The sequence below is a fragment of the Methylobacterium sp. E-045 genome (assembly GCF_022829685.1).
Lineage (GTDB): Bacteria > Pseudomonadota > Alphaproteobacteria > Rhizobiales > Beijerinckiaceae > Methylobacterium.
The window spans coordinates 121,355-135,193 of record NZ_JAKSYE010000085.1; the positions used below are offsets into that span (position 1 = coordinate 121,355).

The 13,839-nt window shown below is 68.4% G+C and carries 11 protein-coding genes; 6 read left to right on the top strand and 5 right to left on the bottom strand.

The features are described 5' to 3' along the window. The first annotated feature begins 5 nt into the window (after window positions 1-5). From minC to minE, 3 genes are read left to right on the top strand one after another with little or no spacing between them, the layout of a single operon-like run. Window positions 6-704, top strand: coding sequence for a septum site-determining protein MinC (gene minC / locus MKK51_RS14170; RefSeq protein ID WP_243978019.1), 699 nt, complete (start codon window positions 6-8; stop codon window positions 702-704). A 12-nt stretch (window positions 705-716) separates the two neighbouring features. Continuing rightward, complete coding sequence (minD, locus tag MKK51_RS14175; RefSeq protein ID WP_243978021.1) at window positions 717-1,532, top strand: septum site-determining protein MinD; 816 nt, start codon at window positions 717-719, stop codon at window positions 1,530-1,532. Further along, window positions 1,529-1,834 (top strand): cell division topological specificity factor MinE, encoded by a 306-nt coding sequence (gene minE / locus MKK51_RS14180; RefSeq protein ID WP_027172018.1) that lies wholly within the window; start codon window positions 1,529-1,531, stop codon window positions 1,832-1,834. Before minD ends, minE begins: the two co-directional genes overlap by 4 nt. 10 nt (window positions 1,835-1,844) lie before the next feature. Here the strand turns inward: minE and MKK51_RS14185 are convergent, their stop codons facing one another. Further along, window positions 1,845-3,092 (bottom strand): NupC/NupG family nucleoside CNT transporter, encoded by a 1,248-nt coding sequence (locus MKK51_RS14185; protein WP_243978030.1) that lies wholly within the window; start codon window positions 3,090-3,092, stop codon window positions 1,845-1,847. Window positions 3,093-3,244: 152 nt separating this feature from the next. Here MKK51_RS14185 and MKK51_RS14190 point away from each other — a divergent pair, with 152 nt between their 5' ends. Beyond that, a complete protein-coding gene (locus tag MKK51_RS14190; protein ID WP_056254243.1) occupies window positions 3,245-3,373 on the top strand; it encodes a hypothetical protein in 129 nt (42 codons plus the stop codon). On the opposite strand, the gene MKK51_RS14195 is transcribed toward MKK51_RS14190, so the two are convergent. From MKK51_RS14195 to MKK51_RS14205, 3 genes are all read right to left on the bottom strand, one after another. Further along, window positions 3,319-4,629 (bottom strand): glutamate racemase, encoded by a 1,311-nt coding sequence (locus tag MKK51_RS14195; protein WP_243978038.1) that lies wholly within the window; start codon window positions 4,627-4,629, stop codon window positions 3,319-3,321. The genes MKK51_RS14190 and MKK51_RS14195 overlap by 55 nt on opposite strands. A 369-nt stretch (window positions 4,630-4,998) precedes the next feature. After that, entirely contained in the window at window positions 4,999-6,624 is a 1,626-nt protein-coding gene (locus MKK51_RS14200) for an ABC-F family ATP-binding cassette domain-containing protein (RefSeq protein ID WP_243978040.1), read from the bottom strand. 136 nt (window positions 6,625-6,760) lie between these two features. Further along, window positions 6,761-7,960 carry a patatin-like phospholipase family protein gene (locus MKK51_RS14205; RefSeq protein WP_243978042.1) on the bottom strand — a complete coding sequence of 400 codons (1,200 nt, stop codon included), beginning with the start codon at window positions 7,958-7,960 and terminating at the stop codon, window positions 6,761-6,763. Between the two features lie 412 nt (window positions 7,961-8,372). Between MKK51_RS14205 and MKK51_RS14210 the strand changes: the two genes are divergently transcribed. Further along, window positions 8,373-9,497 (top strand): histidine kinase dimerization/phosphoacceptor domain -containing protein, encoded by a 1,125-nt coding sequence (locus MKK51_RS14210; protein WP_243978044.1) that lies wholly within the window; start codon window positions 8,373-8,375, stop codon window positions 9,495-9,497. Next, the gene (locus MKK51_RS14215) at window positions 9,494-9,934 is read left to right on the top strand and encodes a response regulator (RefSeq protein WP_243978046.1); all 441 of its coding nucleotides are present in this window, start codon (window positions 9,494-9,496) and stop codon (window positions 9,932-9,934) included. Before MKK51_RS14210 ends, MKK51_RS14215 begins: the two co-directional genes overlap by 4 nt. A 20-nt stretch (window positions 9,935-9,954) precedes the next feature. On the opposite strand, the gene MKK51_RS14220 is transcribed toward MKK51_RS14215, so the two are convergent. After that, complete coding sequence (locus tag MKK51_RS14220) at window positions 9,955-13,797, bottom strand: EAL domain-containing protein (protein ID WP_243978048.1); 3,843 nt, start codon at window positions 13,795-13,797, stop codon at window positions 9,955-9,957. Window positions 13,798-13,839: the final 42 nt, after the last annotated feature.

A 13,839-nucleotide genomic window follows, 5' to 3' on the forward strand; every position in this document is an offset into this window, starting at 1 on the left:
AGCCCGTGACACACGCCCCTCCATCCCGCCGATCCGTCCAGCTTCGAGGCCGCGCCTTCAAGGCACTCGTCCTGGCCCCGGAGGCTCCGCTTCCCGATTGGTTCGCCGATCTGGATGCCTCGCTGAAGCGTTCGCCGACCCTGCTCGACGGACGCCCCCTCATCCTCGACATCGCGGCGCTCGGGTCGGACCCGGACGTGCTCGGCAAGGTCCTGGCCGATCTGGGCGCCCGCCGCATCCGCATCCTCGGCATCGAGGGCGCGGCGGCGACCCTGGCCGGAACGACGATGCTCGACGGCCTCGCCCTGCCCCCGCTCCTGGTGGATGGACGGCCCACCCTCGGCATCGAGGTGCCGAAGGATGCTGAGCCGGAGACCACGTCTCTCATGATCGAGGGCTCGGTCCGTTCCGGCCAGTCGATCACCCATCCCACCGGTGACGTCACCGTCATGGGTTCGGTGGCTTCCGGCGCCGAGATCCTCGCCGGCGGCTCGATCCACGTCTACGGGGCGCTTCGCGGCCGGGCCATCGCCGGTGCCGCCCGCAACCCCCGCGCCCGCATCTACTGCCGCAAGTTCGAGCCCGAACTGCTCGGGATCGATCGCCTCGTCCGCACGGCCGAGGACATGGGCACGACCCTGCGCGGGAAACCCGTGCAGATCTGGCTCGATAGCGGCTCCATCAAAATGGCAACCTTGGATTAAGGAGAAACACGCATGGCCAAGGTTCTGGTCGTTACATCTGGCAAGGGCGGCGTCGGCAAGACGACGACCACGGCGGCTCTCGGCGCGGCACTCGCGCAGGCCGGACAGAGCGTCGCCGTCGTCGATTTCGACGTCGGCCTGCGCAACCTCGACCTCGTGATGGGCGCCGAGCGCCGCGTGGTCTACGACCTCATCAACGTGGTCAACGGCGACGCCAAGCTCAACCAGGCGCTGATCCGCGACAAGCGGCTCGAGAACCTGTCGCTGCTGCCCGCCTCGCAGACCCGCGACAAGGATGCCCTCACCGACGAGGGCGTCGCCAAGGTGATGGAAGAGCTGCGCGAGAAGTTCGACTGGGTGATCTGCGATTCCCCCGCCGGCATCGAGCGCGGAGCGACGCTCGCCATGCGCCACGCCGATCTCGCGGTGGTCGTCACGAACCCGGAAGTCTCCTCGGTGCGCGATTCCGACAGGATCATCGGCCTTCTCGATTCGAAGACGCTCAAGGCCGAGCGCGGCGAGGTGATGGAGAAACACCTCATCCTCACCCGCTACGACCCCGCCCGCGCCGACCGCGGCGACATGCTCAAGGTCGACGACGTGCTCGAGATCCTCTCGATCCCGCTGCTGGCCATCATCCCCGAGAGCCTGGAAGTGCTCCGCGCGTCCAATGTCGGCTGCCCGGTGACGATGAACAACCCGCTCAGCGCCCCGGCCCGGGCCTATATCGACGCCGTCCGCCGCCTGAAGGGCGATTCGGTGCCGATGACCGTGCCCTCGGACAAGAAATCCCTCCTCAACAAGCTGTTCACCCGGAGGGCGGCATGAGCCTGCGGAACCTCTTCAACAAGCGCGCCTCGGCCCCGACGGCGCGCGACCGTCTCCAACTGATCCTGGCCCATGAGCGGGCCGGGGCCGGCGGCTCCGATCTGGTGATGATCCTGCGGGAGGAGATCCTCGCCGTCATCGCCAAGCACGTCACGGTGGAGCGGGACAAGGTCCAGATCCGCCTGGAACGGGGGCAGGACATGTCGACGCTCGGCGTCGACATCGAACTCCCGGTGACGGCACCGGCCAAGGCCGCCCCGGCATCCGCCAAGGCGTCCAAGGCCAAGCGCGCGGCCGCGTGACCGCGTCCCGTCAGCCGATGAACAGCCCGGCGATGGTCGCACTCGTCAGGTTCGACAGCGTACCGGCCAGGATCGCGCGCATTCCGTAGCGCGCGATCTCGGACCGCCTCTCGGGGACGAGGCTCGCCAGGCTCGCGAGCTGGATCGCGATGGAGGCGAGATTGGCAAAGCCGCACAGGGCGAAGCAGACGATGGCGGTGGTCCGCGCGTCGAGGGCGCCCGCTTTCAGCACCGGCGAGAGCTGGGCATAGGCCAGGAACTCGTTGAACGCGATCTTCTGCCCGATGGCGCCACCGACGAGGCCGGCCTCGCCCCAGGGCACGCCCATGAGCCAGGCCAGGGGCGCGAAGACGAGGCCGAGCACGCCCTCGATGCTGAGGGCCGGATAGCCGACGAGCCCGCCGCCCCATCCGGCGATGCCGTTGAGCAGCGCGATGAGCCCGGTGAAGGCGATCAGCATGGCCCCCACCGAGACCGCGATGACGAGCCCTTTCTGGGTGCCGTCGGCCGCCGCCTCGATCAGGTTCACCGCCCGCGTCTCTGCGAATTCCACCCGCATCGTCGTCACCCGCGTCGGCTCCGTCGTGGGCATCAGGATCTTGGCGTAGAGGAGCCCGCCGGGGATCGCCATGACGCCGGCCGCGAGCAGGTATTCCATCGGCACGCCCAAAGCCGCGTAGCCGGCCAGGATCGAGCCGGCGGTGGAGGCGGCCCCGCTCGACATCACGGCGAAGAGTTCGGCCCCGGTCAGCAGGGCGAGGAACGGACGCAGGGCCACGGCGATCTCGCTCTGGCCGATGACGATGGTGATGACCGCCGAGAAGGTCTCGATGGGCGAGGTGCCGAGCACCCGCTGCAGGCCGGCCCCGAGGATGCGGGCGAGGGTCTGCATCACCTTGAGATGATACAGGATGGCGATGAGCGCGGAGACGTAGAGGATCTGCGGCAGCACCCGCAGGGCCAGGATGAAGCCGCTGCCGCCGAACAGCTCGAACATGCGCGGCTCCACGAGGCCGCCGAACAGGAACAGGACGCCGCGGTCGCCGTAGCCGAGCACCGTCTGCACGAGGGTGGCGGCCCCATCGAGGGCCTGCCGCCCGAGCGGTACGAACAGGACGACCGCCCCGATCGCCACCTGGAGGGCGAGGGCCGCGATCACGACGCGGGGCCGGATCGCCCGGCGGTCGGTGGAGAACAGGATCGCGACGGCGAGAAGCAGCGCGAGGCTCGCACCCGCATGGAACAGTCTGTCGATCATCGGGCTCCGCCTTGTCCGAGGCCTGGAGCAAGGTCGATGCCGGGGCAGGCGCGCATCATGTCGGGGCTCATCCGGAACGGGAGGACGTCCGGCGTGTTGACCGTCAAGCTGCGCCGTAATGCGGCGCATAACCGGTTTGAAGGGATACAGCCATGAGCCTCATCGGACGCCTCGTCACCAAGATCCTCGGCAACGAGAACCGCCCCGTCGTCCGCGACGACCGCAACTACGACTCGAGCAACCCGATCGGCCGCCTCGTGACGAAGATCCTGCGGAAGTAGGCTCGGCGAACATCTCCTCTCCCCGCACGCGGGGAGAGGGAAGCGACGGCCCCGGCGTCGGCGCGGCGGCAGTCGACGGTGAGACGGGCTCGTCCGACGAATCCACTTCCGGAATCGCCCAACTCCCTGTCGGCTCCGTTCTCTCCCCGGATGGGGAGCCACGACAGTCCTACATCTCGCGGGCCGTGCCGTCCTGCCCTCTTCCCCTTGCGGGGCGACGGATGCCCTCTGCAGGCATGAGCGGATGCGTCGATGCGGCGGTGGACATCTGTCGCTTGGGTACCCGCCCCGAACGTCTGCGCCGGCTCGTGCGCGGATTCTAACCCCTTCGGCCGCAAGCGGACGCTCCGCATCCGACCCGTGTCGGCCGCGGGGAAGGTCGCCAGAGCCTCCCGACGGCCGTCATGCCTCCTTCGCCTGTCGCGATGGCGCAACGGCCGGACGGTATGGAGCGGCAGGGAAACCTTCAGGCGGTCGAGCATCGCGCGGAAATCGGCGGCGCTGTAACGCTCGTCCTCCGTCACCAGGGCCAGGACATCACCGCCGCCGGGAACCGCGTGCGGAACGATCGCCATGACGGCATCGTGGAGGGGGTCGAACAGCGTCCGGTCCGGCCGCGCTCGCTCGATGAACGCGCGCAGCCACGGCAGATGCGTGCTCGACAACGTCATGGCCGCGAGGCCGGGATGCTGCCGGTCCAGCGCGTCCAGGAAGGCGTCGACCTTGGCCTGCGTCCGGTCGGGCTCGAACAGGAACGCGCCGCTCTCCACCAGATCCACGAGTGGCGAGGCATCCACGAGCCGTACTTGCGCCCTCCGGTCTCCGGCCTGCGCGTCGGCGTAGGCGCGCATCTCCGGGCTCTCGACCATCGACCGAACTCCGAGGACGGCGACCGCCCGTGACCCGGCGGAAGCGAGGGCCTCCCCGATGGGCGGGCGAACGCCGAACACCGGGGCGGGGACGATGCCCCCGAGCTCGTCGAGGACGGTGATCGAGGGAGCGTTCGAGGCGATGAGGATGGCGGCCGGGTCGAAACCCTGCAGGTAGTGGAGGGTGCGCCGCATGATCGTGAGGAGTTCGGAATGGCCTTTGCCGCCGTAGGGGAAGCTGGCGCGGTCGGCGAAGTAGAGGATGTCCTGATCCGGCAGGAGACGTCGAATGGCGGCGACGGCGGCGTAGCTGCCGATCCCGGCATCGAAGACGGCGATGGGACGGGTCAGCTCGGGCAACGGCTGACGATCGGCGGAATAGCGCATGAGGCATGCTCCGTAGGCTGCTCGACGCCTGTCGGTGAGGTGGACGGTCAGGACAAGCGGAACAGCCTCGCTTTAGCGCAGCCGTCTCACGGTCACCATAGGTCGCGGGCGGGTGGCGAGGCTCCGCGCGCTTCGAAGCGCGTCCATTCGGAAGCGGACAGGCCGCCCCCCCGAACCCGGTCGTCGGCCTCTGCCTCAACAGCCTGGAAGCGGACCTGCCGAGGGTCAGCAAGGGGCCGGGAGGGGGCATGGGGTCCATCCGCCAGAGTCCGACCATCCATAGGCATGGGCGGAGAAGAGTGACCTCAGGTTCGTTCGGGCGAGAAGACGATTCGCGCCGGGCTTTTTCCCAGCGCGAACCCTCTCACCTCACGCCGCCTTGCGCTTGTTCTTCTTCTCCCGACCCTGGCCCGGCGCGGTCTTTCCCGTCTTCGAACGGTCGAGGACGAAGCGGGCGTAGTCGTCCATGTCGCCGGCGAAGGGCTTCACGGTCCTGTCGGCGGCGAGCCAGAGCCGGTCGGCCACGAGTTCCATCAGCGAACGGTCGTGGGTGATGAGGATGACGGCGCCGGCGTAATCGTTGAGCGCATCGAGCAAGGCCCGGCGGCTGTCGATGTCGAGGTGGTTCGTCGGCTCGTCGAGGATGAGCAGGTGGGGCGCCTGCATCGCCACGAGGTTGAGCAGGAGTCTTGCCCGTTCCCCGCCCGAAAGGGCGTCCACCGTCGTCTCCTGCTTGTCGAAGGCCAGACCGAAGCTCGCGAGCTTGGCCCGCCGCGCCGACTCGCTGTCGTCCGGCCGCTCGCGGCGGATGATGGCGAGCGGGGTGTCCTTCGGGTCGAGGGCCTCGATCTGGTGCTGGTGGAACCATCCGACCTGCACCCTGCCCTCGCGGACCATGCGCCCGTCGCGCAGTTGCAGCGCGCCGGCCGCCATCTTGGCGAAGGTGGACTTTCCGGCACCATTCACGCCGAGCAATCCGATCCGGTCGTCCACGTCCAGGGTCAGGTTGAGGTCGCGCAGCACCGGCTCGTCGTCGCCGTAGCCGATGGTGGCGTCGGTGAGGTGCATGAGCGGCGGCGCCAGGGGACGCTTGGGCGACGGCAGGTGGAACGGAGCCACGTGCTCCTCGATGGTGGTGGCGATGGGCTCCATCTTGGCGAGGCGCTTCATGCGCGACTGGGCCTGGGCCGCCTTCGAGGCCGACGCCTTGAACCGGTCGACGAAGCTCTGGAGATGGGCGCGCTCGGCGTCCTGCTTCATCTTGGTGGAGGCCTGGAGGCGGGCCTTCTCGGCCCTGCGCTTCTCGAAATCGTCGTAGCCGCCCGTATAGAGTTCGAGCTTCCCGTTGGCGACGTGAAGGATCGCGTCCACCGAGTTGTTCAGGAGCTCGCGGTCGTGGCTGATGATCAGCGCCGAGTGCGGATAGCGCTTCAGCCGCGCCTCGAGCCAGAGCGCGCCTTCGAGATCGAGGTAGTTGGTGGGCTCGTCGAGGAGCAGCATGTCCGGCTCGGCGAAGAGCGCGGCGGCGAGCGCCACGCGCATGCGCCAGCCGCCGGAGAATTCCGACATCGGCCGCGTCAGGTCCTCCACCGAGAAGCCGAGGCCGGCCAGGATCTCGCCCGCCCGCGCCGGGGCGCGGTCGGCGTCGATCTCGATCAACCTGCCGTAGATCTCGCCCATGCGCTCGGGCTCGGCGGTCTCGAGTTCGAGGTTGAGGGCCTCGCGTTCGAGATCGGCGGCGAGGATCGTGTCGATCAGGCTCACCGGCGTCGCCGGGTGCTCCTGGTCCACCGAGGCGACGCGGGCGGTCTTCGGCAGCAGGATGGCGCCGCTATCGGGCTGGAACTCGCCGAGGATGATCTTGAACAGGGTCGATTTGCCGACGCCGTTGCGCCCCACGAGGCCGACCTTCGAGCCGGGAGGCACAGCGACGCTGGCGCGATCGAAGAAGCGCCGGCCCCAGGCGCTGAAGGTGAGGTCTTCGATCTGGATCATGGGTCAGCGGCCATACGCAAGGGAGATGCGGGGCCGGTGGCCACACGGGGATGGGGCCACTCCTATCGCAGTGCAGCAACGAGCGCGAGGGCGGACGGCGCAGGGCACCACCCCACCGGGGGATGGTGCCGGCCCGTCAGTTCCGTTCGACGCCGGCGGCGATCGCCTTCACCAGGGGAGCCGTGGGCACGTTCTTGCGCCAGAAGTTCCCGGCCCGGCCGGTCTCCCGCCCGCTCTCGTAGAGCTGGCGCATGTAGCCGGTGTCGAAGCCTTTCGCCGTCGTGGTGTTCGGCGCGGATTCGTCGATATAGGTCAGGTTGAAGCCCATGCCGTTGCCGCGGGTGAAGGCATAGGTGGCGGCCAAAGTCGCGCGGCTGCGCGCCCGGCTCGCGGTGGTGAACGAGCGTTCGACGATGGACAGCGTGTTGTTCTGCGCCACGTCGAATTCCGGCTCCAGCCGCCCGTTGATGATGACGTAGATGTCGGTCTTGTCCGCCGTGCGCAGGCGACCGTCCCGCAGCAGGAACGACTGCGGCAGGGTGAAGACCGGCGTCACCACCGAGCCGTCCACATGCATCTCCTGGAAGGCCCTGCCTTCGGCCTGTACGTCCAGAAGCTGGGGCGGGAACACGGCGGGGATGCTGGCGGAGGCCGTCAGCACGTCCGTGAACAGCGCCACGGCGTTGGGTCCGCCATTGGCGGCGATGGCGCCCATGTTCCAGATGACCGCGCGCTGGGAATCGAGGTTCGTGGTCACCACGAGGAGGCGACGGCCCTTGGCGTGCTGCTCGGCGATGGCGGCGAGGAGATCCGGCGTCACGTAACGACGCACGAGGTCGCGGAGACGTCCGTCCCCGAACAGGCCCGATCCGAACACGATGTTCGTCACGCTCGGCGATTGCACCAGGGTCGAGGCGACGCCGCTGGTGTAGATGTCGGTGAGGGTGGAATCGTAAGCCGAGCCGAGGAAGGCGAAGGGCGCGATCAGGGCGCCGGTGCTCACCCCCGAGACCAGGGCGAATTCGGGACGCTTCCCGGATTCCGACCAGCCGTTAAGAATGCCGGCGCCGTAGGCTCCGTCACCGCCGCCGCCCGACAGGGCGAGATAGGCGAAGGCGCGCTTCGAGCGTTCCGGCCGCGCCACCATTTCGGTGAAGGTGCTCTCCGACGCGTCCGCATAGGCGCGAACGCTGAGATCCATGCCGGCGGGGACCGCCGCCGAGGCCTGGTCGGCGGTGTAGGCCACACGCGGGATCGAGCCGCAGGCGGCCAGTTGCGCGGCCACGACGAGGGCGGCCGCGCCCTTGACCCATCCGAACCGGCGAGATGTCGACATGACGGGATATCCTGGCGTTCGACCGGCAACCGGCACAGTCAAGCTCACCGATAACGAGCTTGGCCATTCTACCGTTCCGGGCCATGACCGGCAATCATCGCCGGTCCAGGCGAGGCCGATCGGCATCTCGCGTGATGGATCAGCAACGGTTTTCAGACCGTGCTCCGACACACGTTCCGCGCCATCACCATCGAGCGTCTGGAACGCTGCGGCACACCAAAGCTTGTCGAATGGATGAACCCCCCTACGTCGTTGATATTACCATAAAACGACATCGACTCTCGACGATCGCAGGGCATGACCCGGCGTCATGACGAGGCAGCGCGATGTCTCGCGACGGCGGAGCTTCTTCGTCGTGGGCGACGATATCCGCCCGGGCCGCGGGACGCGCCGGGCAACACGGGAAGGCAGTATGGAAGCGGACGACGCCTGGCACCTCACCGACCGATTGGGGGCCGAGCACGGAAGGGGCGATCCTTTCGCGGCGGCCATCCGCGCGACGCGCATGGCCATGCTGATCACCGATCCGCGGCAGGCGGACAATCCCATCGTCTTCGTCAACGACGCCTTCCTCAGGATGACCGGCTACAGCCGCGCCGAGGTCATGGGCCGGAACTGTCGCCTGCTCCAGGGCGAGGAGACCAGTCCCGAGGCGGTGCGCCAGATCCGCGAGGCGATTTCGGCCAAGCGCGACGTGGCCGTCGACATCCTCAACTACCGCAAGGACGGGAGCCAGTTCTGGAACGCCCTCTATGTCAGCCCCGTGAGCAGCAACGAGGGCGAGACCGTGTATTTCTTCGCGTCCCAGCTCGACGTGACGGATCGGATCGACGCGCTCCTGCAGACGCGCAACGAAAAGCTGCATTTCGAGCGTGAGGTGGCCAAGCGTACGCGGGAACTCACCGAGGCGCTGGCGGCCAAGACCATGCTGGTCCACGAGGTGGACCACCGGGTGAAGAACAACCTCCAGATGATCGCCTCGCTCCTCACCCTGCAGACGCGGACCGTCACCGACCCCGATGCCAAGGCGTCGCTCAAATCCATGCTCACCCGCGTCGAGGCCCTCGGCACGGTGCATAAGCGCCTCTACCAGTCCAACGACGTCCGGCGTTTCGATGTCGCCGCCTTCGCGCAGGAACTCGCCGTCGATCTGGTGCGCGGCTCCGGGCGGCAGGGGATCGAACTCGATGTCGACCTCGTCCCCGTGGAGGTCGCCGTCGAACAGGCGCCCCCGGTAGCCCTGGTGATGAACGAGTTGCTCACCAACGCCCTCAAGCACGCCTTCCCCCGTGACGCGGGCGGCCGGCTCTCGGTCTCGGTCAGGCCCGAGGGCGGGGAGATCCGCATCACCATCGCCGATGACGGGATCGGCATGCCCCCGGCCGTCGCCGCCGGCGGCCGGACCTTCGGCAAGCGCCTGGTCGAGAGTCTCGTGCGCCAGCTCAGTGCCGATATCGCCTGGCACCCGGCCAATCCCGGGACGCGGATCGAGATTCGCCTGCCCCAGGGTGAGACGGGCCACAGGGAGCAAACGTGAACGAACCTCTCCGGATCGTCGTCGTCGAAGACGAAGCCCTGATCGTGATGCAGCTCGAGATCCTGATCGAAGAGGCGGGGCACGAGGTCGTGGGCACGGCCGTGTCCGCGAGGGACGCCGTCGCGGTGGCCCGAAGGACCCGGCCGGACATCGTCCTCATCGACCTGCAGCTGAAGGGCGGCTCCTCGGGCCTCGACGTGGCGAAGGATCTGGCGGACGAGCCCGCGATGATGCTGGTCTTCCTCACGGCGAATGCCAGCGGCTTCCACGACGACTTCGCCGGCGCGGTGGCGGTGATCGCCAAGCCCTTCTCCGAGGCCATCATCGGCAACACGATGGTCTACCTCGAGGAATGCATCCGGACGCCGCCGCCCGTCTCGAACCTGCCCTTCGGCCTGCGGCTCGCCCCCGGCTATCTCGACAGTCTCGGCGGCTGAATCCGGGCCCTCCCGTCGCGTCAGGCCGCCCTCTCGGCGCGCGACAACCGGGCGACGACGCCGGACAGGTCCCGCGCCGGCACCGGCTTGCTGAAGAAGAAGCCCTGGACCTCGTTGCATCCTTCCGCCCGCACGAGGTCGAGCTGCGCCCGGGTCTCCACGCCCTCCGCCGTGATGGTCGTTCCGCGTCTCTCCCCGAGCCCGACGATGGCACGCACGATGGCGGCGGTGTCGGCGTCGGCGATCTCGCGGATGAAGGAGCGGTCGATCTTGATCTTGTCGAAGGGAAACTGCCGCAGGTAGCTCAAGGAGGAGTAGCCCGTCCCGAAATCGTCGAGGGCGATGCGGACGCCGAGGTAGCGCAGGCGGTGCAGGCAGGCGATCACCGCCTCGGTATCCTGGATGAGGACGCTCTCGGTGATCTCCAGCTCCAGCCTGTCCGCCGCGAGGCCGGACTCCGACAGGGCCTCGATCACGGATTCCTCGAGGCCCGGCTCGCGAAACTGCATCGCCGACACATTCACCGCGATCCGGGCGGAATGCGTCCAGGACGCGGCCTCGCGGCAGGCTTCCTGCAGAGCCCAATGCCCGAGTTCGACGATCAGGCCGGTTTCCTCGGCGATCTCCACGACGGTCGAGGGCGGGATCATCCCGCGGCTGGGATGGGGCCAGCGCATCAGCGCCTCGACGCCGCTCACGGTGTTGGTCGCGAGGTCGACCACGGGCTGGTAATGCAGGGTCAGGTCACCGCGCTGGATGGCCTCGCGCAGCTCGAATCCAAGCTGGATCCGCGCTTCGATCGCCGCGTCCATGCTGGCTTCGTAGACCCGGACGGTGTTCCGGCCGGCGGCCTTCGCCCGATAGAGAGCGAGATCGGCATGCCTCAGGAGGGGGTCGGCCTCGAGCCCGTCCGCCGGGGCATGGGCGATGCCGATGCTGATCCCGATATTGGCCAGGTATCCGTCCAGCTTGACCGGCTGTGCGATGGCGTCGATCACCCTGCGGGCGACCTCGACCGCCTCGTCGACCCGGCCGAGATCGACGAGGATGATGCCGAACTCGTCGCCGCCGAGGCGGGAGACGACATCGCACGGCCTCAGGACCGCGCGCAGGCGTTCGGCGACGATCGTCAACAGGGTGTCGCCCGCCAAGTGCCCGAACGTATCGTTGACCGCCTTGAACCGGTCGAGATCGAGGCAGAGCAGAGCCATCGCGCCGCCGCCGTTCCGCACGGAGCCGAGGGCCTGTTCCAGGCGGTCGTGGAAGACCGACCGGTTGGGCAGCCCGGTGAGGGCATCGTGGCAGGCGAGATGGGCGATCCGCTGGTCGGCCTCCTTTCGGGCCGTGATGTCGATATAGGTTCCGACGAAGCGGATCGGGGTGCCGTCGGGGGCGCGCGTGACGACCTTGCCGCGGGAGTGGAGCCAGATGTAGCCCTCCGCCTTGGTGCGGAGCCGGATCTCGATCTCGAAAGCCGGCCGACGCCCCTCGAAATGTGCGATCGCGGCCTGCCGGCAACCGTCCAGGTCGTCCGGGTGGATCAGGGAACTGACATACGCGAAGGATGTGCCGAACTCGCCGGGCACGTAGCCGAGCATGTTCTGGGCCCGGTCGGAGAACAAGACCTCGCCGGTCCGGAAGTCGGCATCCCACAAGCCGTCCCGTCCACTGTCGAGGGCCAGGGCCAGCCGCTCCTCGCTCACACGCAGGCGTGCATCGCTCGCCCTGACCGCCTCTTCGCTCTCCTTCCGGGCGGTGATGTCGAGGTTCATGCCGACGAAGCGGCAGACCTCGCCCGTCCGTGGATCGAGGACGGCGCGGCCGAACCCCTGGAACCAGCGACATTCCCCGGTGGACGGGTGCAGGACGCGAAATTCCACCTTGTGGTTGGTGCGCGTGGCGATGGCCCGGTTCGCTTCCGCCCGCACCCCCACCAGGTCCTCGGCCGGAACGTTGCGCTCCCACTCCGCCATGGTCATCAGGAGGCCGGCGGCCGGATCCGCCTCGTCGAGGGGCAATCCCTGCATCCGTGCGCTTTCCTGGGACTGCCAGATCCGGCCGGTGACCAGGTCCCACTCCCAGACCCCCGCCTCCGCCGCATCCTGGGCGAGGCGCAGCAGGTCGCCGGTGCGCTCCAGCGCGATCCTGGCGGTGATGATGTCGTCGATATCCAAGGCCGTCGCGAGCCATCCGGGCTCTCCGTCGAGGAGGCGGATCGGGCGCTTGCTCACCTTGTGCCAGCGGTAGACGCCATCGGCGCGGCGGATACGGATCTCGAAGTCGTAATCCTGCCACGCCTCGTGGCGGTCGCGGACATCGCCGAGGACGCGGCTGCGATCGTCCGGATGATAGGAGTCGAGCCGCTCCGTGACGGAGACGGGGGGCCATTCGTAATAGCGCCCGCAATGACGGTTGCGGAAGGTGGTGTCGCCGCGGGCGTTCGTGATCCAGACCATCTGAGGAAGAAAATCCGCGAGCAGGCGGTAGGACGCCTCGCTCTCGCGAAGGGAGCGCTCGGCCTTCTGCCGGGCGGTAATATCGGCGAAGGTATAGACGGTACTGCCGTCGGCCAGGGGCACGCCGCAGAGTTCGAGGAGGGTCCCGTCCCGCTGCAGGTGCTCGCCGCTGGCGCCCGCCTCGCCATGATCGCGTTTCGCGTCACGGGTCCGCCTGTCCAGGGTGGCCGGCAGCGAGCCGTCCCGTTCGGCGATGTGGCGGCGGAGGTCGTCGAAGGGGACACCGTCGTGGAGCATTCCCTGGGGCAGGTCGAGGAGCAGGGTCAGGCGCTCGTTATGGACCCTGACCCGGTCGTCCGGATCGACCATGACGAGGCCCTCGTCGATGCTCTCCAGGGTGACGCGCAGGAGGTCCGTCGTCTCGCGCAGGTGCTGGTCTGAACGCGCCAGTTCGGTGACGTCGAGGCAGATTCCGGAGATGGCCCGGATGACCCCGGCCGGATCACGCTCGACGATCCCGCGCTCGGCGACCACCCGGCAATCCCCGTCGGGGCGGATGATGCGCGAGCGATGCTGGTAATCGTCGCGCGCGAACGCCCCCGACCCCGTCGCGACGTCGTCGAGATGCCAGCGGACACGCTCCCGGTCCTGGGGATGGTAGAAGGCCAGATGCTCGTCGAGGGGAAGGCGCGCGGGATCCGCGGGCGCGCGGCCATGGATCCGCGCCATCCCCGCCGACCATTCGACGCAGGCTGCGGCGACGTCGATGCGCCAATGTCCGAAACCCGCGATCTCCTCGGCCATGCGCTGAGACGCCAAGGCCGCTTCGAGGTGGGCTTCGCGGCGGGCGAGGACGGTCGCGACGCGCAGGCGCTCGCGCAGTTCCGCCTCGCGCTCGGCATTGGCTTCGTGGAGGCGCAGGTGCCCGGTGACGATGAGGGCGAGATCCTCGAGCTGGACCAGGTGTTCGTCCGTGAAATCGGGTCGCGGGACAATGTCGATCAGGCACAGCATGCCGATCCTGGTTCCGGGACGGAACGCGAGGGGCACACCCGCGTAGAACCGGGCGCGGAGCGCACCCGTCACCAGGGGATGGTCGGCATATCTCGGATCGGCGAGGAGATCGCGAATCACCACCGGCCCGTCGGAGTCGCCCGCGATGGTGTGTGCGACGAACGCATCGTGCCGGCCCGATGTCGCTCCCCCGGCGCCCGATCCCGCCTTCCGTGCGGGATCGTCGCCCTCGGCGAGGGGGACGAGGACGATGGGAACGCGGAACAGGGCTGAGGCGGTGCGGCATACGGCATCGAGATGGAGCTCCGGATCACCATCGCTCGATGGCGTCGAACCTGACCCGACGGCAATCTTCAGCTCTTCGTCGCCTCGATCGTGTCCTCGATCTTGCACGTCGCACCATCCAGGAAAGTAGCCCGACGCTATCCGCCCTGC